The 21,383-nt window shown below is 63.6% G+C and carries 20 protein-coding genes and 2 pseudogenes; 10 read left to right on the top strand and 12 right to left on the bottom strand.

Annotation, left to right across the window (positions count from 1 at the left end; translation table 11 throughout):
* Positions 1-16: 16 nt before the first annotated feature.
* Positions 17-1,993, bottom strand: coding sequence for an amylo-alpha-1,6-glucosidase (locus tag PQQ53_RS29160; RefSeq protein ID WP_408328016.1), 1,977 nt, complete (start codon positions 1,991-1,993; stop codon positions 17-19).
* 211 nt (positions 1,994-2,204) lie between these two features.
* On the opposite strand from PQQ53_RS29160, the gene PQQ53_RS29155 reads away from it, so the two are divergent.
* Both PQQ53_RS29155 and PQQ53_RS29150 read left to right on the top strand, forming a co-directional pair.
* A complete protein-coding gene (locus PQQ53_RS29155; protein WP_408142021.1) occupies positions 2,205-2,513 on the top strand; it encodes a hypothetical protein in 309 nt (102 codons plus the stop codon).
* Positions 2,514-2,573: 60 nt separating this feature from the next.
* The gene (locus PQQ53_RS29150; RefSeq protein WP_408142019.1) at positions 2,574-4,718 is read left to right on the top strand and encodes a phosphocholine-specific phospholipase C; all 2,145 of its coding nucleotides are present in this window, start codon (positions 2,574-2,576) and stop codon (positions 4,716-4,718) included.
* A 324-nt stretch (positions 4,719-5,042) separates the two neighbouring features.
* Here PQQ53_RS29150 and PQQ53_RS29145 read toward each other — a convergent pair whose 3' ends face one another.
* Complete coding sequence (locus tag PQQ53_RS29145; RefSeq protein WP_408142017.1) at positions 5,043-5,270, bottom strand: hypothetical protein; 228 nt, start codon at positions 5,268-5,270, stop codon at positions 5,043-5,045.
* A gap of 236 nt (positions 5,271-5,506) precedes the next feature.
* Here PQQ53_RS29145 and PQQ53_RS29140 point away from each other — a divergent pair, with 236 nt between their 5' ends.
* Positions 5,507-5,770 carry a cupin domain-containing protein gene (locus PQQ53_RS29140; protein WP_408142015.1) on the top strand — a complete coding sequence of 88 codons (264 nt, stop codon included), beginning with the start codon at positions 5,507-5,509 and terminating at the stop codon, positions 5,768-5,770.
* Between the two features lie 76 nt (positions 5,771-5,846).
* Here the strand turns inward: PQQ53_RS29140 and PQQ53_RS29135 are convergent, their stop codons facing one another.
* Entirely contained in the window at positions 5,847-6,962 is a 1,116-nt protein-coding gene (locus tag PQQ53_RS29135; protein WP_408328013.1) for a succinylglutamate desuccinylase/aspartoacylase family protein, read from the bottom strand.
* A gap of 40 nt (positions 6,963-7,002) precedes the next feature.
* Positions 7,003-7,770 (bottom strand): transporter substrate-binding domain-containing protein, encoded by a 768-nt coding sequence (locus PQQ53_RS29130; protein ID WP_408142011.1) that lies wholly within the window; start codon positions 7,768-7,770, stop codon positions 7,003-7,005.
* A gap of 128 nt (positions 7,771-7,898) precedes the next feature.
* Here PQQ53_RS29130 and PQQ53_RS29125 point away from each other — a divergent pair, with 128 nt between their 5' ends.
* Positions 7,899-8,807, top strand: a complete 909-nt coding sequence (locus PQQ53_RS29125) for a LysR family transcriptional regulator (RefSeq protein ID WP_408328009.1) — start codon at positions 7,899-7,901, stop codon at positions 8,805-8,807.
* Between the two features lie 25 nt (positions 8,808-8,832).
* Here PQQ53_RS29125 and lysA read toward each other — a convergent pair whose 3' ends face one another.
* The gene (gene lysA / locus PQQ53_RS29120; protein WP_408328006.1) at positions 8,833-10,071 is read right to left on the bottom strand and encodes a diaminopimelate decarboxylase; all 1,239 of its coding nucleotides are present in this window, start codon (positions 10,069-10,071) and stop codon (positions 8,833-8,835) included.
* Positions 10,072-10,181: 110 nt separating this feature from the next.
* On the opposite strand from lysA, the gene PQQ53_RS29115 reads away from it, so the two are divergent.
* Positions 10,182-11,111 carry a LysR family transcriptional regulator gene (locus PQQ53_RS29115; protein ID WP_408328003.1) on the top strand — a complete coding sequence of 310 codons (930 nt, stop codon included), beginning with the start codon at positions 10,182-10,184 and terminating at the stop codon, positions 11,109-11,111.
* A gap of 178 nt (positions 11,112-11,289) precedes the next feature.
* Positions 11,290-12,144, top strand: a complete 855-nt coding sequence (locus PQQ53_RS29110; RefSeq protein ID WP_408154186.1) for an oxidoreductase — start codon at positions 11,290-11,292, stop codon at positions 12,142-12,144.
* 88 nt (positions 12,145-12,232) lie between these two features.
* Here the strand turns inward: PQQ53_RS29110 and PQQ53_RS29105 are convergent, their stop codons facing one another.
* The 7 genes and pseudogenes from PQQ53_RS29105 to PQQ53_RS29075 form a co-directional block, all read right to left on the bottom strand.
* The gene (locus tag PQQ53_RS29105) at positions 12,233-12,646 is read right to left on the bottom strand and encodes a rubredoxin (RefSeq protein ID WP_408142077.1); all 414 of its coding nucleotides are present in this window, start codon (positions 12,644-12,646) and stop codon (positions 12,233-12,235) included.
* Between the two features lie 74 nt (positions 12,647-12,720).
* On the bottom strand, positions 12,721-12,933 hold the full coding sequence (locus PQQ53_RS29100) for a hypothetical protein (protein WP_408328000.1): 213 nt from the start codon (positions 12,931-12,933) through the stop codon (positions 12,721-12,723).
* 255 nt (positions 12,934-13,188) lie between these two features.
* Positions 13,189-14,439, bottom strand: a complete 1,251-nt coding sequence (locus PQQ53_RS29095; RefSeq protein ID WP_408327997.1) for a Rieske 2Fe-2S domain-containing protein — start codon at positions 14,437-14,439, stop codon at positions 13,189-13,191.
* A gap of 197 nt (positions 14,440-14,636) precedes the next feature.
* Positions 14,637-16,088 (bottom strand): glycosyltransferase family 2 protein, encoded by a 1,452-nt coding sequence (locus PQQ53_RS29090; RefSeq protein WP_408327995.1) that lies wholly within the window; start codon positions 16,086-16,088, stop codon positions 14,637-14,639.
* Positions 16,089-16,167: 79 nt separating this feature from the next.
* A complete protein-coding gene (locus PQQ53_RS29085; RefSeq protein ID WP_408327992.1) occupies positions 16,168-16,767 on the bottom strand; it encodes a cytochrome b in 600 nt (199 codons plus the stop codon).
* 253 nt (positions 16,768-17,020) lie between these two features.
* Entirely contained in the window at positions 17,021-17,824 is an 804-nt protein-coding gene (locus tag PQQ53_RS29080) for a class I SAM-dependent methyltransferase (protein WP_408141997.1), read from the bottom strand.
* Positions 17,825-18,131: 307 nt separating this feature from the next.
* A pseudogene (locus PQQ53_RS29075) lies at positions 18,132-18,464 on the bottom strand (SAM-dependent methyltransferase); the annotation flags it as partial.
* On the opposite strand from PQQ53_RS29075, the pseudogene PQQ53_RS29070 reads away from it, so the two are divergent.
* From PQQ53_RS29070 to PQQ53_RS29055, 4 genes and pseudogenes are all read left to right on the top strand, one after another.
* A pseudogene (locus PQQ53_RS29070) lies at positions 18,459-18,593 on the top strand (LysR family transcriptional regulator); the annotation flags it as partial. The pseudogenes PQQ53_RS29075 and PQQ53_RS29070 sit on opposite strands and share 6 nt — an antisense overlap.
* 195 nt (positions 18,594-18,788) lie before the next feature.
* Positions 18,789-18,992 (top strand): DUF3562 domain-containing protein, encoded by a 204-nt coding sequence (locus PQQ53_RS29065; protein ID WP_408141996.1) that lies wholly within the window; start codon positions 18,789-18,791, stop codon positions 18,990-18,992.
* A gap of 168 nt (positions 18,993-19,160) precedes the next feature.
* Positions 19,161-20,264 carry an NAD(P)/FAD-dependent oxidoreductase gene (locus tag PQQ53_RS29060; RefSeq protein WP_408327989.1) on the top strand — a complete coding sequence of 368 codons (1,104 nt, stop codon included), beginning with the start codon at positions 19,161-19,163 and terminating at the stop codon, positions 20,262-20,264.
* Between the two features lie 489 nt (positions 20,265-20,753).
* Positions 20,754-21,215: a GNAT family N-acetyltransferase gene (locus PQQ53_RS29055; protein WP_408154180.1), complete on the top strand. Its 462-nt coding sequence runs from the start codon at positions 20,754-20,756 to the stop codon at positions 21,213-21,215.
* The last annotated feature ends 168 nt before the right edge of the window (positions 21,216-21,383 follow it).

The following is a 21,383-nucleotide window of genomic DNA, read 5'->3' as shown; positions in this document are numbered from 1 at the left end:
CACATCGTAGCGCGGTTTACGCGGCGATGGGCGCCAACCGGGCAAGCAGGTTCTCGATGCGCAGCAACTCCCCGAGCGACCACGCCTGAAACGGCGTACCGGCGGGCGTATGGGGCGCGTCGCCGTCGGCGATTTCGGACAGGTGGTCGAGACCCGTGTGATCGAGATGCGCGTAGAGCGGGTCGAGAAAGCGCGCTTTGGCTTGCGCGCGGGTCTGCTCCGTCACGCCGTGAACTCGCAGCCACGCTTCGACGAACGGGCCGAGCAGCCATGGCCAGACCGTTCCCTGATGATAGGCGCCATCGCGCTCGAACGGAGAGCCGCCGTAGTGTCCGCGATACGCGGGATCGGACGGCGCGAGCGTTCTCAGACCGAGCGGCGTGAGCAACTGCGCTTCGACCTGGTCGAGCACCGCGCGCGCCGGCGCGCCGTCGAGTAACGGGAACGGCAGGCCACCCACCGCGAAAATCTGGTTCGGCCGGATCGCGCGATCTATCGCGCCTTTCACATGATCGACGTCGACGTTATCGAACAATGCCTGCGTGGACGGATCGACGAAGCGTTCACGAAACGCTTGCAACACTCGCTCGGCTGGTTGTTGCCACTGTGGGTTCCATGCTGCTGCAATGCGCAACGCGTTATGCCACAGCGCCTGCACTTCAACCGGTTTGCCGATGCGCGGTGTGACGACCCAGTCGCCGACTTTCGCGTCCATCCACGTGAGCTGCACACCGGGGACGCCCGCGCTCAGGAGACCATCGTTCGCGCAGGCGCGGATGTTCAAGCGCGTGCCGTTCGTGTAGCCGGTGAGAATCGCGTCGGCGGCCTGTTGCAGACGCGCTCGGGTCGCGGCAACTGCATGACCTGTGGCCAGATGATCGTGCACGGCGACGATGAACCATAAGGACGCGTCGACGGAGTTGTATTCCGGCGTATCGCCGTAATCGGGGAAGCGGTTCGGCAGCATGCCTTCTGACAGCGTGGCCGACCATTCGAGCAGGATCGACTCGGCTTCGTCGAGGCGGTTCGCGCCGATCAGCAAGCCGCGCATCGCGATGAAAGTGTCGCGGCCCCAGTCAGTGAACCACGGAAAGCCAGCGAGAATCGTGCGGCCTTCGTTGCGCGAGACCACGTAGGCATCGGCGGAGCGTTGCAGGCGTGAGCCCAGTGCGTTGCGGCGTTGTTGTTCGATGTGGACGAGCTCGGCGGCATGGGTGGCGGTTGCGCATGTGGACGCTGCCGCGCCCGCTGCATTCGACGCGTTGAGAACCATCACCGCTTCACCGTCGCTCAGATCGAAGCTGAACACGCCAGGCGTCGCGAGATCTTCGCTGAAGTCGAGACCGCGTTCCCGCTCGCGCACATAGCAGAAGTTGCGATACCAGTCAGGCGCGTGCATATAGACGCCATTCGTCGCCGCATGAATGGCGGGCAGGCCGTCATACGGTTGCCAACTGACGCATGCGCGATCTCCACTCGTCTGCGCATCGAAATTGAATGCCGCGTTTTCATGATGCAGCGCGTGATAATCACGACCCGACAACAACAGCCTGACCTTCAGCACGGGCGCGCTCATTTCGCCTGCCGCCGCAGCGCTTTCCAGGCGCCAACGCAAAACCGTTTCACGCGTCGCTTTACTGACGAGTACTTCGGCAATCAATACGTTCAACGTGTCGAGCTGAATGCGCCAGGTCGGCCACGGCGCAGTATCGAAGCCGGTGAGACTCGCACTCACATCCGGATAGATCACGTCCGGCACATACCGCTGCGAGCTCAACGGATAACGCCGCCCTCCCGCTTCCAGCCACGCCTCCACACCGTTGACGAGCACGACACGCCCGCCCGGCGCGCGCGTGGCGCTCAGCAGCAACGCGTGATAACGGCGCGTGCGCGACATGCCCACCGTGCCCGATGCGAAACCGCCGAAGCCGTCGGCTTCCAGCCATTCATCTTCGAGACGCGTGATGTCGAAAGGTCGTTGGATGCGTGTCATGGACTAACCGGTTATGCAAAGCCGCGAATCGTTCGGTATGCCAAAAGCATCAGGCAAATGGCATTACGGTGACTATTGTCCTTCTTATCACTTTCCACTTTCTTTCGAAAAACAAACGAATTAACGAAACTTATGCTGCTCGCAAACGTTTCACAATTATTTCTTGAAAGGAATAGAGACTGCACACGCTTTCACTCAACCGGATGCAGACATGAGAAGAGACAAACGCCTCGCGGGCGCCGCCTTGCTCGCACTCGCCACTTTTGCGTTGAGCGCTTGTGGCGCGGATGACTCTCCATCGACGGCAACGTCGTCGGCGCCTTCCGCCGCCGACGATCCCGCGCAACGTCCGGCGACCTTGTCGGCCGCGCTGCCCGACGCGTCCGCCCCGCTCGCGGCGAACCCCGTCGCCGCGTCCGATCCGATCACGCAAAACATGCAAGCCAGTCTCGCTGCCGACAACCAGCAAGTCGCACCCGTCATGCACTACGCCCCCGGCGACAGTGCCAGCAACAACTGACCTGCTTTTCACAGTGCGCAGAGGCGCGCTATTCTTTCCCCCCGCAGAAGGTGATATTCGATGACATCAACTAGCCGTCGCCGTTTCCTGCAGACCGTGGCTTCTTCCGCCGGCGCTGCCGCCGCGCTGACCGCGCTGCCCGAGTCGATCCGCAATGCGTTGGCCGTGCCCGCGTTCTCGCGCACGGGCACGATCCGCGATGTCGAGCACATCGTCGTGTTCATGCAGGAGAACCGCTCGTTCGACCACTACCTCGGCCATATGCGCGGCGTGCGCGGCTACAACGACCGCTTCCCCATTCCGCTGCCGAACGGCAAGCCGGTGTGGTATCAGCCGTCGAAAGCGGACGCCACCAAGCCGGTGCTGCCGTTCCATCTGGACACCTCGACCACCAGCGCGCAGTGTGTCGGCGATCTCGATCACTCCTGGTACAAGACCCACGCCGCGATCGACGGCGGCCGCTACGATCAGTGGCCGGCCAACAAGACCGACATGACGATGGGCTATCACCTGCGCAGCGACATTCCGTTTCACTACGCGCTGGCCGATGCGTTCACCACCTGCGACGCGTACTTCTGCTCGCTGCCCGGACCGACGCACCCGAACCGTTCGTACCTGATGACCGGCATGGTCGATCCGACCGGGACGCTCGGCGGACCGCTGCTCGATAACAACGATTTCGTCGACGGCGACGGTCCGCCGAATTATCAGCTGCTCTCGTGGACCACGTATCCGGAGCGCCTGCAAGCCGCGGGCATTTCGTGGCAGGTGTACCAGCAGGGTACGACGGGCGCCGATCCGTTGAACGGCAACTACGGCACCAACATCCTGCAGAACTTCACGAACTTCATCAACGCGCAGCCGGGCTCGCCGTTGTATGAGCGCGCGCAAACCGTGCGCACCATCGACGACCTGAAGGCCGACGTGCTCGCGAACAAGCTGCCGCAGGTGTCGTGGCTGTGCCCGCCGGCCGCCTACTCCGAGCACCCGCAATACACGCCCGCATACGGCGCCGAATACACGTCGCAGATCCTCGATGCGTTGACGTCGAATCCCGAGGTGTGGAGCAAGACCGTGCTGTTCATCATGTACGACGAGAACGACGGCTTCTTCGATCACATCGTGCCGCCGCAACCGGCGACGACGCCCACGCAGGGCAAGTCGACGGTCAGCACCGAAGGCGAAATTCACAACGTGGTCAATCCCGCGCGCGGCGGCAGCTATACCGCCGACGGTTTGCCGTACGGCCTCGGCCCCCGCGTGCCGATGACGATCGTGTCGCCGTGGAGCAAGGGCGGTTTCGTGTGCTCGCAGGTGTTCGATCACACGTCGGTGATCCGCTTCATCGAAACACGTTTCGGCGTTCACGAACCGAACATCACGGCATGGCGCCGCGCGGTGTGCGGCGACCTGACCACCGCATTCGACTTCCGCACGCCGGACTCGAAAGTGCCGCCGCTGCCGGACACGAGCAACTACAAGAGCATCGCCGACAACCAGTGCGCGACGCAGCCGAAGCCGACCGTGCCCGCGACGCCGGGCGCGATCGATCCGCAGGAAAGCGGGATTCGGTTCGCGCGTGCATTGCCGTACGAACTGCATGTGAATGGCGAAGCGGACGTGAACCGCAACACGTTCGAGATTTCGATCGCCAACACGGGCGACCAGGGTGCGCACTTCTACGTGTACTCGAGCAATCGCACCGATGGTCCGTGGCGTTACACCGTCGAAGCGGGCAAGTCGCTCAGCGAGACCTTCGATCTGACGACGACGAACGGCGTGTACGCGTTCGAAGTGTTCGGGCCGAACGGCTTCGTGCGCAAGTTCGCCGGCAATGCACAGCCGTCGAAGACGCAGAATTCGCACGGTCTGGGCCAGTTTGGCAACAAGCCGGCGCTGCCCGAAGTGAAGACGCAATACGACGTCGCGAACGGCAACGTGTTCCTGAAGTTCAGCAACAGCGGCGGCGGCATCGCGCGTCTGACGGTGACGGATAACGCGTATGGGGCGCGCACGCGTCCGGTGCTGGTGCCGGCCGGCTCGCATCTCGAAGAAGTGTGGGTGCTGGCGGCGAGCCATCACTGGTACGACCTGACGGTGACGAGCAATGACGATGCGAGCTTCTCGCGCCGCTTTGCGGGTCACGTCGAGAACGGGCGGCCGAGTATCAGCGATCCGGCGGCGGTGGCGCCGGTGTTGGTGTGAGGTGAGGGTGCGGGGCTTCGCTGTGGAGGCGGAGCCCTTGTCGAAAGCAATCGGCTGCGCAGGGGGCTGTCGGCTGGCGAGGTTTGTCCTTCGAGGATACGTCTGGCGATAGTTCGTCATCCCCATCACCTGACAACAAATTCGATAGATCCTCCGGCCGCAGTCTCCGCATTGCCTGTTCTACCTTTCTGTCATATCTACGGTCATTCGGCTCGGTCGCCTTTTGTGCTTTGCGCGCGTACTGTTGCACAAAGCGGCCAAGTCGGCCGGCGACGCGAGACTGCTTGGGACGTGAGTTCATCAGGTGAGGAAACGCTGTCTCGCTTAACCCAGGCTAATTATCGAGTCGATCAATTCCGCGCCGCCTTCGATGTCCTCGTGCCCAATGAAGCGAGACACTTCCATCTGCCCGTCAGCGAACACGTCAATCTCAATTCGCTGGCCAACGACGGTTACCGAAACAAGCACGCTGCCCGAGCGTTGACGGCTTAGCGAGTAGTGAATTCGAGCGTCGTCGAGTTTTTCCAGCAGGGCATACAGGGGATGGGTCATCGTGGTCGTCCTATTTCTTGAATCGTGCGCCATTGAGTAGTTTGAGCGCTTTTCGGGCTTCTTTCACCCCATCCCGTCGCTTCTAACGGCGTAGCCCTAGCAGATCACCGCAGTCCTATGTTTTTGGGATCGACAGCTATCGTCATTGGCAGTCCATTGGCATCGCACCCGCCTGCACAAAACCGCGCATCGCGTTACAGTGAGTCTCCCCTTCACCGCACACCGAGACAACTCCCATGAACCGCAACACCTTCACCGAAAGCCTGACGAAAGAAGGCTTCCCCGACGCCGTAGTCGTCACGCGCGAAGCCGGCACGATGGATGTGCACGAGCACCAGTTCGAAGCCAAAGCGCTGATCCTCGAAGGCGAACTGCACATACGCGTCGGCGACGCAGAACGCTTGTATCAGGTCGGCGACGTATTCCACGTGCCGGCTAACAAAGCGCATTCGGAACGCTACGGTCCGAATGGCGTCACGTACCTTGTCGGAAGGAAATAGCAAGGCACGCCGCGAGCGACGTATGCGTTGCTGACTGTTAAACCGCACAACGCATCCACGCCGCCCGCGAAAAAACTCAAGCCCCCAGCAACACGCCGGTCCTGAACGGCCGTGTCCCAGTCACCCGTCCCAACGGCGCCCCTGCCGTCACGAAGCGTATCGCGCGACGCATATACAGCACACCTTCGGTGTTGCTCGTGATCGTGGTCGTCTCGTCGGTGAGCGGATCGACGATATCGAACAGAGCCTGTCCGACGCGAATCGTCTCGCCGATCTTCGCGCGATGAATCAGAATCCCGCTGACAGGTGCGTAAAACTGCTCGCTGCCCGCGAGCGGCGTCGCAGGCGCAAGCAGCGGCGGCAACGGTCGCGCGTCCAGCCGGATCGCATTGCGCCACACAAGATAATCGACAATCGCGTCGGCGTCCCGTTGCGCCACTTCGTACGAGACGTCGCGCTGACCGCGGCATTCCACCGTCACCGCAATCGTGCCGGTGGGCACCGGTTTGCCAGCGGGCATGGCCTGCTGCAAGGTCCACCACAACAGGCTATGCGTCTCGTCGAACGACTCGCCGCCCGAGTTGGTCGCAAGCAGTGACGCCTCGGCGCCGAGATAGCGCGACAAAGGCTCGAACTCGGGCCACGCCGCTTCGCTCGTGTACAGATGCATCGCCGCTTCGAGCGAACAATGCAGATCGATCACGACGTCCGCATCGAACGAGAGTTTGAGCATCGCCAGTTGCAGCGACTCGAATTCGGTCAACGGCTTCTGCTCGGCCAGTTCAGCCGCGATCAACTCGCGAACGATGTGCCGGTTTTCGGTCGCATCCGAACCCAATGCGTCCTTCGCGCGCGCGACCAGCTTCGAGAACTGCAGGAAGTGCCGATTGAAGTTCTTGCCGCTGCCGAGATCGAAGCGTCCGAGAAACTGACCGAGCACGTACTGACCGAGCCCGACCGGATTCGCCACCGGCACCAGCACGATTTCCGCATTCAGCGCGCCCTGCTTCTCCAGTTCCAGCAGGCGGCGCTTGAGTAGAACAGTTGTCAGCATCGCGGGCGTCTCGTCGGCATGCAGCGACGACTGGATATAAATCTTCTGCCCGCTATTCTTGGGGCCGAAATGAAACGACACCAGTTCGCGGTGCGTGCCGATAGCCGGCGAAAGAAGCGGAATCGATTGCCTGTTCATGAGGGGAAAGCCTGGGGAAGAAGAGTCGGGAGTAAAAGAATCAATTGCCGTACGGATCGAAGTCGAAGTACTTCTTCGCGATCTGCGCGTACGTGCCGTCCTTGAGCATCGAAGCAATCGCCGCATTGATCGACGCCTGCACCGCGGTCTCGTCCTTGCGCAAGCCGATGCCCACGCCGCGGTCGCCCATCGACAGCGGCTCGCCGACAAACGCAAAGCCCTTGCCCGCCGGCGTGCGCAGAAAGCCGATGTCCGCTTCCACCGACCCGAGCAACGCGCCGTCGAGGCGTCCGTTCTGCAAGTCGGCGAACACTTCGTCCTGGCTCTTGTACGCGGTCACGTGCGCGCCGAGCGGCGCCCAGTTCTTCAACGCGTAGCCTTCGAACTGCGTGCCCGATTGCACGCCGATCTGCTTGCCGGCCAGCGCGTTCAAGCCGCCCGCAAGCGGCGAGCCTTGACGCGCGATCAGCCGCGACTTGAACTGGAAGAGCTTCGACGAAAACAGGATCTGTTGCTCGCGTTTCTCCGTGATCGCCATCGACGACAAAATCGCGTCGATCTTGCGCGCCTGCAGCGCCGGGATCATCCCCGAAAATTCGAGTTCCACCCATTGGCAGCGTGCGTGAATGCGCCGGCAGATTTCGTTGCCGAGATCGACGTCGAAACCCTTGAAGCTGCCGTCGGGCGCCTTGGCGTCCATCGGCGGATAGCTCGGATCGATGCCGAGGCGCAGCATGCCGGCTTCAGCGGCAAACGCGCCGCTGCTGAAAGTCAGCGCGGCGCTCAGGATCATCAGCGGAATTTTCATGGGAGGCGAAGTGTGGGAGGGACGAAGGACGACCGCGCCATCGTATGACGCCACCGCGCCTCCAAGAAGTCCCGTTCGAACTATCATGATCACTTTTACCGATCACCGGATCATCGAACGGAACCCTCATGGCGTTGACGATCTCCCAACTACGCGCCTTCACGGCGGTCGCCGAGCACGGCAGCATCCGCGCGGCGTCGCGCGCGCTCGGCATCGCGCAGAGCGGCATCACACAGCAGTTGCAGAACCTCGAATCGATGCTCGGCGCAACGCTGTTCATCCGCACGAACCGCGGCATTGCGCTGACCGCGCTCGGCCAGCGGCTGTTGCAGCGGGCCGGCGCGATCATCGGCGAGTGCGAGCGCGCCGAGCAGGAAGTGCGGCAAGTGCGCGGCGACTATGTCGGCGAAGTCACGTTCGGCATGACGACCGAGCCGCTCGTCGACGCGTTCGCGCCGGTGCTGATGGAATTTCGCACGCGCTTCGAGCGAGTCGCGGTGCACTTGCGCACCGGCACGTCGCGCATGATGATTTCGTGGATTCGCGAAGGCACGCTCGACTTCGCGGTCGCGCTGGTGTCGAAGCATACCGACACGGCCGATCTGTCGGTTACGCCGCTGTATCCGTCCGATCCGGTGATCGTGTGCCGTCAAGCGGGGGCGACGTCGCTCGCGGAACTGGTCGACTGCACGTGGGTGGCGACGCGCTCGCCGAATCTCACCGAAGATCCGCACGTCAACCGCCTGAGCCATCTGTTCGAAAGCCACGGCCTGCCGCCGCCGAAAATCATCGCGACGGTGGAGGGCCTGTACGAGACGCTGCATCTGGTCGGCGCGACGGACTGCCTGTCGCTGGAGTCGTCGATCGTGGCGAAACGCGGGCCGTTTGCCAGCGCGCTCACGGTGATCGCCGTGCGCGAGCGGGCGGTCGAACAGCACGTCTGCCTGCTTCAGCGCGCGGCGATCCCGCTCACGCCCGCCGCACAGGAACTCGCGACGATGATCGCGTCATACACGCGCACGGTGCGGGCGCGCTGACTTCGGTGCGATGTCGGTCGATGCGTCAATCCACGGCTTCGAGCGCGATCAATTCGCCGATGCTTTGGCGGCGCCGGATCAACCGCGCCTCGCCCGCGTCGAGCAACACCTCGGGCGCGAGCGGCCGGCTGTTGTAGTTCGATGACATCGACGCGCCGTACGCGCCCGCGTCATGGAACACGATGAAGTCCCCCACTTCGGGCGCGGGCATCGAGCGGCTCGTGACGATGCCGCCCTCGGCCTGCGTGAACACGTCGCCGGCTTCGCACAGCGGGCCGGCTACCGTGAACGCGTCGAGCGGCGCGTCGCTCGGCACGCCGTTGCGTTTCACCACGCTCATCCGGTGGTGGCTGCCGTAAAGCGAGGGCCGCACGAGGTCGTTGAAGCCCGCATCGACCAGCGCGAACTGCCGCGTGGGCCGCCGGCTCAACGCGTGCACTTCGGCGACGAGCACGCCCGCCTCCGCCACCAGAAAACGCCCCGGTTCGATCTCCAGCCGCACGCGATGCCCGACGTGCGCTTCGATCCGCTGGCGCGCCGCATCCCACAGCCGGAAGTAGTGATCGACGTCGATGCGCGGCTCGCCCTCGCGATACGGCACCGACAAACCTCCGCCGGCGGAGATCGCTTCGATATCGTGGCCTAGGCCCGTCACGGCATCGACCATCGCCTCGCAGACGCGCGACAGATGTACATAGTCGACGCCCGAGCCGATATGCATGTGCAGTCCGACGAGCGTCAACCGGTAACGGCGCACCAGCTCGATCGCGCGCGGCACGTCGTCGAGCCAGATGCCGTGCTTGCTGTGCTCGCCGCCGGTGTTGGTCTTGTTGCTGTGTCCGTGACCGAAGCCGGGATTGATCCGCAGCCACACGCGATGGCCTGCGGACGCATGGCGTCCTATCCGTTCGAGCATATCGAGCGAGCCGGCGTTGACCGTGATGCGATGCTCGAGCACAGCGGCGAGCGTGGCGTGGTCAAGCAGGTCCGCGGTGAACACCACGCCTTCGGGATCGCCCCCGGGCGAGAAACCCGCCGCGAGACTGCGCGCGATTTCGCCCAACGAGACCGCGTCGACCATGACGCCAGCCTCGCGCATCAGCTTCAGAATGTGCACGTTCGAACAGGCCTTCTGCGCGTAGCGGATGACGTCGAAAGCGCGGAGTTCGGCGATGCGCTGGCGAATCGCATCGGCGTCGTAGACCCAGAGCGGCGTGCCGTGCTGCCGGGCGAGTTCGACGAGTTGTTCGGGATTGAATGGCATAACGGTGCTTTCGATGTCGAAACATTGCAATGACCGACATGATGCTGAGAACCCGTCATTCAGTAAAATACCTATTCTTCGATTACCCATTCATTTCTGATATACCTGATATGGCGCTCACACACCGGCACATCGAAGTCTTCCGCGCCTTGATGACGGCGGGCAGCGTCACCAAAGCAGCGGAGATGCTTTTCACGTCGCAGCCCACCGTGAGCCGCGAACTCGCACGCATGGAGCAAAGCATCGGCTTCGCGCTGTTCGAGCGCACGGGTGGCCGGCTGCGTCCCACCCTGTCCGCGCTGACGCTGTTCGACGAAATCAAGCGCGCGTATATCGGGCTCGAACGGGTGGCATCGACGGCGGCCAGCCTGCGCGAATTCCAGGGCGGCCAGCTTTCCATCATCGCGTTGCCCGCGTTTTCGCATTCGATCCTGCCGGGCGCGTCGAAACGCTTTCATGACGCGCAGCCGGGCGTGAGCGTGTCGATCGCCACGCAGGAGTCGCCGTTCCTCGAAGAATGGCTGAGCGCGCAGCGCTACGACCTCGGTCTGACCGAACACGGCGCGCCGCCCCCTGGCACGCGCCTGACGCCGCTGCTCGAAGTGGACGAGGTGTGCGTGTTGCCCGAGCGGCATCCGTTGCTGAAGAAACGCGTGATCGAGTTGAAGGATTTCGCGGATCAGGCTTTCATCAGCCTGTCGCCGAGCGATCCCTACCGGCTTCAGATCGACGAAGCGTTCGCGCAAGCGGGCATCGCGCGCCGCCAGCTGATCGAGACACCGACCGCTGTTTCCGTGTGCAGCTTCGTGCGCCAGGGTCTCGGCATCGCAATCGTCAATCCGCTGACCGCCGTCGATTTCGCGGGCCGCTATCTGCATATCCGGCCGCTCGCCGTGTCGTTGCCGTTTCGCGTGAGCGTGATACATCCGGAGCATCGGCCGGGCCATCCGCTGGCTGGTGCGTTCGTCAAGGCGCTGCAAAGCGAAGCCGCCGCGCTGCGGCTACAATTGAAAAACTATACCGGACAGCGGCGCCCATAACGGCGTCGCCCGGCACACTGCGCAAACTCGCGCGAGCCGTCGCGGATGACCTCCGCCGACAACGCCGCGCACGCAACATCCAGAACACCATTAGCACACCGATCGCGGATGCGAACGGCGCGCCTTGCGCCGTAGCGCACGCTTCACTCGTCGTAGACCATCAACAGGAGTTTCCCAAATGATGAATCGAGACAATCCCGTCTGGCTGATTACCGGCTGTTCCACCGGCTTCGGCCGTGAACTGGCGAAGCTGGTGCTGGAGCGCGGCTGGCGCGCGGTGGTTACCGCACGCGATGTATCGAAAGTGAAAGATATCGCCGAGGCCCACGGCGAGCGCGCGCTGGCTCTGCCGCTCGACGTGACGAACCGCGCGCAGATCGAAGCGGTGGTCGCGCAGGCGAAGCAGCGTTTCGGCCGCATCGACGCGCTCGTGAACAACGCGGGTTATGGCTATCTGGCTGCGATCGAGGAAGGCGAGGACGACGAGGTCCGCGCGATGTTCGAGACCAATGTGTTCGGTCTGGTCGACATCACGAAAGCGGTGCTGCCGATCATGCGCGAGCAGCGCAGCGGGTTGATCGTCAACGTGTCGTCGATTGGCGGCATTGCGAGTTTCGCGGCGACCGGCTATTACCACGCGACCAAGTACGCGGTGGAAGGCTTGTCCGAATCGCTGGCGCTGGAGGTGAAGCCGCTCGGCATCGGCGTGCTGATCGTCGAACCCGGCCCGTTCCGCACGAACTGGGCGGGACCGTCGATCAAGCAGTCAGCCACCATGATCGACGACTACGCGGGCACGGCGGGCGAACGCCGCCAGCAGACCGAAGCGCGCAGCGGCAAGCAGGCGGGCGATCCGGTGCGCGCCGCACAGGCGATCATCGACGCTGCGCTGTCGGACCAGCCGCCGCTGCGATTGCTGCTCGGCAAGATCGCGCTCGACCTCGCGTACAAGAAGCTCGATTTCATGCGCGGCGACTTCGACGCATGGAAAGCCACGACCGAGGGCGCGGATTATCCGCAAGAAAGCGCCTGATCACGCCGGAAGCCGGGACCGGGGCGGGGCGGGGCGGGGCAATGGATCGCCGCAACGGCCTGATTCGTTCAAAGCCGTTGGCCGGCTTTCAAAACTCGACCAACGCGAAATCTTCCTTGCCCACGTCGCACAGCGGGCAGCGCCAGTCGGCCGGGACGTCCGCCCAGCGGGTGCCCGGCGCGATACCTTCATCCGGCAAACCGGCTGCCTCGTCGTAGACCCAGCCGCAGATCACGCAGACCCATTGCTTGAAGTCGTCCGCCGACACGGCATGACCGGACGCCTCGACCGCGCCTGCCACAGCAGGCTGCAAGGGCGTCTCATCGAGACTCACGACCAGCGGCGCGACAGTGCCGCCGCCAGCGGCGAGGCGCGCCTGCAGGTTTTCCAGCAAGCGCTGCGCTTCGTCCTGCGTCAGATCGATCCAGTACGGATCGCCCGCGCCGTCGTTGAGCCGCTCGGGGGAAAACTGGATTTCTACGGCTACGCCCTTCTTGTACATGGCATTCGGAATATCGATGAAGCCGGCAACGAGTGCCGGCATGGAGCCGCACGCATGATGCGAAGGCGATGGAACTAGACCAGATGATTCAGCAGGATGGAGGCGATCAGGCCGGCGGCGCCGATGAGGCCAAGCAGTTGCATCAAGGTGAGCGATTTACGCGGTGCGGCGGAGGCTTGTTGCGTGGTCACGAGAGAGAGTCTTGAAAGTTGGAAAAAGCGAAATGGTACACGGGTGTGAGCGCGGCGCATGCCGATTGGCGCAAACCCGCGCGTATCGGGCGACATTATCGCCGCTCGCGCGCGCCGTATTGCCCACCGGGTGGAGATGGATTAATTCGCTGGGAGGGGGAAAGGAGCGTGCGCCGGCGCGTTTCGCCGGGTTTTTCCTGTGGATGCGCCGCATTGCCCGCATGGCGTGCGACTGCGGCGGCAATTCCGGCTCGCGCCGCAGGTTCAAGCCACCAGGGCGGTCAGGCCGATATGACTGACGCGATGCGCCGCGCGCCGCGCCTGCGTGTGCGCGGCATCTCAGCCCGAATCTCAGGTCTTCGCCAACGGATTGCCCTGACGCGAATCCCAGAAACGGATCACCGACGTGTCGCCGGTGCCGGCGCCCACCACCTGATCGGCCGCGCCGCCCTCGCGCAGCAACGCGCGCAGTTCGTTGATGACCGGAAACACCTCGTGATTCCAGTCCGCGCCCTGCGAGTCATGCGCGCGCTGTTCGGCTTCGACGATTTCGCGGTCTTCCTTGAAGATACGCTCGGTGAACCACACGAGCAGCGGCCACGCGAGATTCAGCACGCCGGGAATGCCGGGCTTGCGGATCGACAGCAAACCGAACGTGCGGTTGGTGCGCTGCTCGCGATCGAGCGGCACGTAGACGATCCACAGGTCCATCACCAGCGTCTGCTCGGTCGTGCGGATCTGCAGCGTCTGATACGGATACTCGGTGCGGATCGTCATCACGTCCTTGTCGTTGTCGCCGCCGGTCTTGCGGCTCTGGCCGAACACGATCGCTTCGCCGATCGGCTGCTGGCCGGCCATGCGCGCAAACGTGTAGTCGACTTCGACCCAGCCTTCGCCGCGCCGCCGCCCGAGCGAACGCGCGCGCATCTGTCCCATCTGCTTGCGATGCAGGAACTGATGGTTCATATCCATCAGGTTCTCGTGCATGAACGAATAGTGACAATTCACCGGACGGCCGAAACGGCGCGTTTTGTACTTCCTGTCGCCAACCGAACCGAGCTTGGGCAGCGGCCGCTGTTCGGCCAGTTCGGCATCACCCGGAAACACGAAGATCAGCCCCTCGACTTCCTGGCACGGATAGGAACGTACGCCGTTGGGCAACCGGTCGCGGCCCAGATACGGCACGTCGATGCACTTGCCCGAGCAGTCATAGGTCCAGCCGTGATAGCCGCAACGAATCGACTCGCCCTCGACCACACCCTGATGCAACGGCACCTGCCGATGCGCGCAGCGGTCTTCCAGCGCGAACACCTTGCCGGACTCCGCGCGCGCGAGCACGATCGGGTCCCCGGCGAAAGTCACGCCATGCGTCTTGCCCCGCTTCACTTCATGCGACCACGCGAGCGGATACCAGTAGTCCGGGTGAATGCCGACGCGGCGCAGATCGCGCACCGGTGCGTCGTGAGCGGCGAGGCCCGGCGCATGTGCATGGGCCGCTGCCGGAGCGGCCGCATGCGCGGCATTCTGCGACGCTGTTTCAGCAGGCGCCGCATCGACGGTTGCATCGACGGTATCTTGTTCGAGCGGGGGAACAGCATGCATACGTGAAGCCTCCATGCACCAGCGGATAGAAGGTCGCCGCCCTGCATGTCTTCGAGGCCGGCATCGTCGCCAGTCTACTAGATGCGACCGCCGTCCGGGTCTGACGAGGGCGTCCCGTGCCCCGCGACGCTGCGTTGCGTCCGCCTGAGCGCGCCGGTCCGCGCGCGGCCTACAGTGCCGGAAAACGCGGCGCGCCGTCAGCCCTCGTCGCGCGCCACCAGGCCCGAGCGGCGTTGCACGCCCCACGAGTGTCCACCGCGCAGAAAGTGCAGCCAGCCGAGCGCCGCGCCGACGTGCCGCACGAGCTGAAACGTGAACGGCTCGGCAATCGCCGCGAGCATCGCCATCCACAGGCTGTTGCCGCTGCGCTCGCCGGTCCAGCGCCGATACAGATGAATGCTCCACAGATAGAACGCGAGATCGATCGCGGTCTTCAGGCCGATCACGCTGAAGATCGACACGACAATCGCGCCATGCCCGCCGAACAGAAAACCGAGCAGCAGCGCGAACGCCGTCAGGCCGTAGATCGGCTGCATCGTGTCGAGCGCCTTGACCGGCAGCATCAGCATGCCGAGCGTGCCGTAGCGCCGGTTGCCGGTCATATCGCGGTTCCAGTACTGCGTTTGCAGGAAGCCCGCGAACCAGCGTCGGCGTTGCCGCAGAAAACTGCCGAGGTTGTCCGGCGCGTCGGTGTGCGCATGCGCGTCGCCGACCACCCGCACGTCCCAGCCGAGACCGCGATCGACCGAATAGCGGCGCAGCCGGTGAATCAGCTCGTAGTCTTCGACGAGACATTGCGGATCGAAACCGCCGACGTCGAGCAGCGCGTCGCGTCTGAACGACGCGAATGCGCCTGAAATCAGCAGCAGACTGTCCGCGCGCATCCACGCAAAACGGGCGATGAAGTTGCGCATGTACTCGTAGGTCTGGAACCACTGGAACACGCGGCCCGAGAGCGACCTGCCGCAGACCGGCACCAGAATGCCGGCCGCCGCGACCAGCTTCGGCTCGCTCGCGAAAGCGGCGCGCATGGCGTAGGTGGCGTCGTCGTCGAGCAGCGTGTCGGCATCGACGGTCATCACGGTGTCCGTGGTCATCATGGTGATTGCGGCGTTCAGCGCGCGCGCCTTGCCCCCGTGCGGCACGCGCAGCCAGAACAGGTTCGGATGCAGCGAACTCGCCGCGCTCAGCACGCCGTCGGCGGCGGCCGTGAGGCCGAAGCGTTCGGTGAGCAGGGCGTGCGTGGCGTCGGTGGAGCCGTCGTCGGCAATCACGATCTGCGCCGGGCCGTGCGTCTGGCGCAACAGCGCGGCGAGCGTCACCGGCAGCACCGCCGCTTCGTTATGCGACGCGACGATCACGCCCATGCTCGGCAACCGGCGCTGCTCGTAGTCGGCGTCGAGCGGCGCCGGGCGCCGCATCAGCGGCAGCGATTTCCACGTGACGAACGCGAGCAGCAGCGTGTCGTAGACGACATACACAATCCCGGTCGACCACGCCAACGCCCCTTTAAGAAAGAACGCGCGCGCGAACAGCAGCAGCCACACGGCGACGACGCTGAAGTGAATTAGCGTGCTCGACAAGGCCGCGGGACGCGGCAAGATGCGCGGCGAGGCGAGTGCAAGCGCGTGTTCCAGAGTGTTTTTCAAAATGACTGCCGGGTTTGGGTTCGTCGATGCCGCGCTTATCGGAAAACGAAAACGAGAATGGAAAGCCGCACAGCGGCGCTCACGGCGCCATGCGCCGGAGTACCGACTTGCGATCGATCCACTGATGCTTGAGCGCGCCGCCGATATGCATCGCCAGCAATGCGTAGAGCGCATAGCCGAGCCACGTATGCAACGCGCCGAAGCGGTCGTGCAGGCTCTCCTTGAGCGCGGGATCGAGGTTCATCACATAGCCGATGCGCGGCCAGGGAATCACGTTGAACAGATGCATCGGATGCGTTGCCGCGTCTTTCCATGCGGAGTCGTGCAGCCAGCCGGACAGCGGCAGTGCAATCATCAGCAGATACAGCAGGAAATGCGCGAGGTGCGCGGCGACCTTCTCCCACGACGGAAACTCGCGCGGCAACGGCGGCGGCTTGTGCGACACGCGCCACAGGATGCGCAGCAGCGCGAGACCAAGCACCGTGATGCCGACCGACTTGTGCGTATCGATCACGGGACGCACCCAGTCGTCGGGCAATGAATCGGCGCTCAGGCCGAGCACGACGTTGCCGATCATCAGCAGCGCGATCAGCCAGTGCAGCGTGATCGCCGTGCGGGTGTAGCGCGTCGGCAGCGGCGCGCCGGTCGAATCGGTCAGGGAATCGGCGTGAGTGTTCATGGTGGTTTTGTCCACGAGGACGGTACGTTGCTGCGAAAGCTGTTTTGAAGATCCGGCCCGGCGGCACGTCACACGTTCAAATGCACAACCGTTATCGAACTAACGCCTCAGTGTGCCGTTTTATTCCTCCAGACGCTTAACTGCCTATTTCAGATTGTTTCGCCGGAGCGTGGTGCGCCAGCGCGATTGCCCTCGTTGCCACGCATCGGCCATGCAGCGGCCATGCTGTTGTCATGCGCCTGCCATGTGGCCGTCATTGACCCGCGCGGCGCCGGGCGATCAATGCGGTCGATTCGATCCGCTCGTCGAGCCAGCCATCGGTTGCATGTGCATCGAGCAGTTGGCCGATGCGCGCGAGCAGGTCGTCGAGCCTCGCGCCGAGCCGCTCACGCGACAGGCTCGACATCGACAACGGCCGCGCACTCAACGATTCGACCGACACCCGCCGCGTTTCGACAATCGACACACGCTCCAGCGATGAGAATGCCGACTTCGCCAGCACCGTGTCGTGGCTCTCCCAGTCGTCGGCCTTGCGTTGCATGCGCGCGGAATCGCTCTGCGCATATTCTTCGAGCAGCGCGTGATAAGGCGCGAGCCAGGCGATCGGCGCGTCGACGACTTGCGCCGTCGAGAACAGCGCCACCGCGCCTTCCGGTTCGATCAGCGCATCGAGGCGCGCGAGCGTGTCAGGCCGGTCCATCCAATGAAATGCGCGGCCGATGACCGCCAGCCGGAAGCGCCCCAGCGCCGCCGACAAATCGTACGAACTGCCTGCGCGATACTCGATGTTCGGCGCAATTCCCGCACCCAGTCCGGCCGCCACACGCAGCATTTCCGCTTCCGGATCGAGCGCGAGACCCGCGCCGACCCACGACGAAAACGCCAGCGACAATTGCCCCGGCCCGCAACCGAGATCGAGCAGCCGATGCGTGCCGCTCAGCTCGCACGCTTGCGCGACACGCCGGATCAGTTGCGGCGAATACGCGGGGCGCCCGGCGAGGTAGTGCGCGGCATTGGTCTTGAATCGATCGGGGACGAAGGGGATCGGAGCGGTCATCGGCGTTTCCTGGCGGTGGATGAGAGTGATTGCGAGGCAGCGGAGCATCGGCCGCGACGCATCGGAGCGCACGCAAAAGCCTTGGCCCGGGCTTCTATGCTCGCTGAGCCTGGCCATTCGCTCAAGCTGTCCCGCGTCGGCATGGGTGAAGGTTTGATGCGCGTGCGTCGGCGCAGTTTCCGGCATCCCGATCATTCGCGGGAACAGTAAGCCGGAAAAATTCAATCAAATCCGAATGAAAGACGGCCGGCGCATGCACTCCCTCGCGACGCTGCGCGCCAGTTTAGGCGAATCGGCCGTCCGCCGTTCAGCGCTTCACAAAGCGGTAGTGGCCGACGCCCCACTCGTTGCCGCTCGCGTAGCCGAACAATTCGGCGACCGCCATGTAGAACATGCGCCAGCGCTGCCGCCACACGGCGGCGTCGGGTGCGCCGTATGTGTCGACGAACATCGGCGTCACCTGATCGCGCGCGGCGTCGAGCGCGGCGAGCCAGTGATTCGCGGTGCGCTCGTAATGCGTGCCGCTCACCCACCACTGCCGCTCCATGCGCAGATCGTCCTGGAAGTTCAGCAGCAGCGCTTCGGATGGCATCGTGCCGCCGTCCCGCACCTCGAAGTGATCCGCGCAGGCACGCTGCGCAGCGTGCTCGCGGAACATCTCGCGCACGCGGGACAGTTCTCAGTGGTGTGGCCGTCGAACCGCCAGCTCTCGCCGAAACTGCGGGCGTTCGTGGATTTTCTGTCCGAGCGGTTATTCAGCGACTTGTAAGCATCGGCATGGCCATGGATTTCGCACATCGCCCGCTGCGCCGGCACTCGCCGCAGTGCAAGAAAAAAATCTCTGTGAAACGGATTACACGATAGATCGATTCAATTGGCATGCTTGCGGATCGCATCCTGTAATGAATTTTCTGCTGTCCGCGTTCCGTCCGTCCCAACCCACCGGCCTTATCCGGAGAAATCCATGTCGCAGCCCGAGCCTGATGTCAACGAAGTGGTGAGAAGCATCGCAGAAGAAACCGACACGCCGACCGAAACGGTTTCCCGCATGTATGCGGACACGCTGGCCGATTACCGGCTCGATGCGCGCGTATTCGATTACGTGCCGCTATTCGCCGCGAAGAAGGTCCGCAATCAGCTTCGCGATAGCTCGAATCAAAAACATTGACACGATGGCGCGCGGAGACCACCGCCTTTCACCACGACGCTGGTGATGACGCTTGTGACGACGTTTCGCATCGGCTCGCCGGCTTGCGCGCCGATTCTCGCGAACGCGTATCGAAGATATTTTCCCGCTGCTAGACTCTGAGCCTGAGTCATGACTCGGGGGATCTGAATGCGAGTGACAATCGTAGGCGCGGGTATCACCGGCTTGAGTACGGCGTGGTCACTCACCAAGCTCGGGCACGACATCACCCTGATCGAGCAGGGCTCGATTCCGAATCCGCTCGGCGCGTCCGGTGACCGCCATCGCATGATCCGCCGTGCGTACGGCGATGCCGACGGCTACGCGCGCACCATCGCCGAAGCCCTGGATAGTTGGGATCTGCTGTGGAACGACCTGGGCGTGTCCCACTATGCCAACTGCGGCGTGCTCGGTATTTCGCAATTTCCCAACGATGGCGCCGAACAGTTCCGCGCGGGCCTCGACCGGATGGGCTTCGAATACGAACGGCTCGATGCGCGCGAAGCGGCCACGCGTTATCCGTTTCTCGACCCCGATACATTTCGCTATGCGTACCTCGACCGTGACGGCGGTGCGCTCTTCAGTGAACGCATCGCGCGCGACATGAAAGCGTGGCTCAAGATGCGCGGCGCGGACATTCGCATGCATACCAAGGTGCTTGCAGTCGATCCGCACACGGCGTCGGTGCGGCTCGGCGACGATATGATCGTGCGCGCCGACCGGCTGGTGGTCGCCACGGGTGCGTGGACGCTGCAGCTGTTTCCCGCGCTCGTCGACAACCTGATGACGTACCGCAACGCCGTCGCCTACCTGGAACCGCCCGCGGATCTCGAAGAAGCGTGGTCGAATGCGCCTGCGATCGTCGACATTGGCGGCCAGAGCGACGGCTATGTGCTGCCGCCGCTCGACGGCATCGGCCTGAAGTTCGGCGCCGGCGTGCATAAGGCTCGCGCGCCGGACCCCGACGCCGATCGCGCCGCCTGCCCCGACGAGGGCGAGCAGATACGACGGCTGTTTGCGCCGCCGTTCAGGCGAATCGACGAATATACGGTGACCGAAGTAAAGACCTGCGCGTACACGTTCACCGCCGACCGGCGCTTCTTTTCGAGGCGCATCGGCAATACGCTGGTGGTGTCGGCGTGTTCGGGGCATGGTTATAAATTCGGCGCGGCGGTGGGCCGGCGCGTCGCAGAAGCGCTCACGACCGACGACGACGCGACGCTTGCGCGCTGGCTCAGAGCCGAGATGGTTTGAGCGATTTTCGTTCTGCACCACACGCGGCAATTTCAACGCACGCCACGATGTCCGACGCCAACGCGCTGTTCATCCCCCAGCAGGACGAGATCGTCACACCGCGTATCAGGAACGGCGGGTGATTTTGGTTAGTCCTCGCAAGGGCCAACTGCGCGTGGTGTATTCGTGCAATCGCGCGGACAGTTCGATCATTACGCAGCATCGCAATGTTTGGATCGTGACGTGACGTCACGTGGCGGGACGGATGCTGGGGGATCAAGCAGCGTTCGTATCGAGCGCGGTGTCGCATGCGTGACGCTCATCAGGTTCATACAAGGCGCGGCGCGATTGATCGCCGCCACATCCAGCTCGTGGCTCCATGTTTCGCTCGCGTCGTGGAGCTAACAATGCAGGCGCAAATTTCTTATGCTGACGGGCCGGAAACCGTTATCCGCCTGGCCATAACGGGCCATTCGCAATGGCATCGTCCATGAACAAGGAGCCACCAGCATGTCCGCCCCGATTCAGATCCGCCCCGTTACCCGTGAAGATTTCGACGCATGGCTGCCGCTCTGGGACGCCTACAACGCGTTCTACGGCCGCTCGGGCGAAACGGCATTGCCGCGCGACATCACGCAGATCACATGGGGACGCTTCTTCGACGGCTACGAGCCGATCCACGCGATGGTTGCCGAACGCAATGGCCAGTTGGTCGGCATCGTGCATTTCCTGTATCACCGTCACACGACGATGGCGGGCCCGATCTGCTATCTGCAGGATCTCTATACGCTCGAAACGGAGCGCGGTAAGGGCGTGGGGCGAGCGCTGATCGAAGCGGTCTATGCGCGCGCGAAAGCGGATGGTGCGCAGCGCGTGTATTGGCAAACGCATGAGACGAATCACACGGCGATGAAGCTTTATGACGGTGTGGCTGACAAGTCGGGGTTTGTGGTTTATCGCAAGGCGTTGTGAGGGGACGGTGATTCCGCGCGAGCGGCCGGTGCATCCGGCCGTCAAATGAAGGAGATCCATTCTCAAGGGATTGGGCAGAGTTGAAGCCCTTCATCGCGGTCAATATTCGGCCCGGCGTTGTGACCATGCTGCACCAGCCTATATAGAAGGGCCGCGAACGCGGCCCTT

The sequence above is a fragment of the Paraburkholderia strydomiana genome, assembly GCF_046030495.1.
GTDB classification, from domain to species: Bacteria; Pseudomonadota; Gammaproteobacteria; order Burkholderiales; family Burkholderiaceae; genus Paraburkholderia; species Paraburkholderia strydomiana_A.
Note: the sequence above shows the minus strand (reverse complement) of the source record. Positions and strands in the feature narration are given on the sequence as shown.

Coding starts and splice junctions, on each gene's coding strand:
- PQQ53_RS29160 (WP_408328016.1), bottom strand. CDS start 1,993: ATGACACGCATCCAACGACCTTTCGACATCACGCGTCTCGAAGATGAA.
- PQQ53_RS29155 (WP_408142021.1), top strand. CDS start 2,205: ATGAGAAGAGACAAACGCCTCGCGGGCGCCGCCTTGCTCGCACTCGCC.
- PQQ53_RS29150 (WP_408142019.1), top strand. CDS start 2,574: ATGACATCAACTAGCCGTCGCCGTTTCCTGCAGACCGTGGCTTCTTCC.
- PQQ53_RS29145 (WP_408142017.1), bottom strand. CDS start 5,270: ATGACCCATCCCCTGTATGCCCTGCTGGAAAAACTCGACGACGCTCGA.
- PQQ53_RS29140 (WP_408142015.1), top strand. CDS start 5,507: ATGAACCGCAACACCTTCACCGAAAGCCTGACGAAAGAAGGCTTCCCC.
- PQQ53_RS29135 (WP_408328013.1), bottom strand. CDS start 6,962: ATGAACAGGCAATCGATTCCGCTTCTTTCGCCGGCTATCGGCACGCAC.
- PQQ53_RS29130 (WP_408142011.1), bottom strand. CDS start 7,770: ATGAAAATTCCGCTGATGATCCTGAGCGCCGCGCTGACTTTCAGCAGC.
- PQQ53_RS29125 (WP_408328009.1), top strand. CDS start 7,899: ATGGCGTTGACGATCTCCCAACTACGCGCCTTCACGGCGGTCGCCGAG.
- lysA (WP_408328006.1), bottom strand. CDS start 10,071: ATGCCATTCAATCCCGAACAACTCGTCGAACTCGCCCGGCAGCACGGC.
- PQQ53_RS29115 (WP_408328003.1), top strand. CDS start 10,182: ATGGCGCTCACACACCGGCACATCGAAGTCTTCCGCGCCTTGATGACG.
- PQQ53_RS29110 (WP_408154186.1), top strand. CDS start 11,290: ATGATGAATCGAGACAATCCCGTCTGGCTGATTACCGGCTGTTCCACC.
- PQQ53_RS29105 (WP_408142077.1), bottom strand. CDS start 12,646: ATGTACAAGAAGGGCGTAGCCGTAGAAATCCAGTTTTCCCCCGAGCGG.
- PQQ53_RS29100 (WP_408328000.1), bottom strand. CDS start 12,933: ATGTCGCCCGATACGCGCGGGTTTGCGCCAATCGGCATGCGCCGCGCT.
- PQQ53_RS29095 (WP_408327997.1), bottom strand. CDS start 14,439: ATGCATGCTGTTCCCCCGCTCGAACAAGATACCGTCGATGCAACCGTC.
- PQQ53_RS29085 (WP_408327992.1), bottom strand. CDS start 16,767: ATGAACACTCACGCCGATTCCCTGACCGATTCGACCGGCGCGCCGCTG.
- PQQ53_RS29080 (WP_408141997.1), bottom strand. CDS start 17,824: ATGACCGCTCCGATCCCCTTCGTCCCCGATCGATTCAAGACCAATGCC.
- PQQ53_RS29065 (WP_408141996.1), top strand. CDS start 18,789: ATGTCGCAGCCCGAGCCTGATGTCAACGAAGTGGTGAGAAGCATCGCA.
- PQQ53_RS29060 (WP_408327989.1), top strand. CDS start 19,161: ATGCGAGTGACAATCGTAGGCGCGGGTATCACCGGCTTGAGTACGGCG.
- PQQ53_RS29055 (WP_408154180.1), top strand. CDS start 20,754: ATGTCCGCCCCGATTCAGATCCGCCCCGTTACCCGTGAAGATTTCGAC.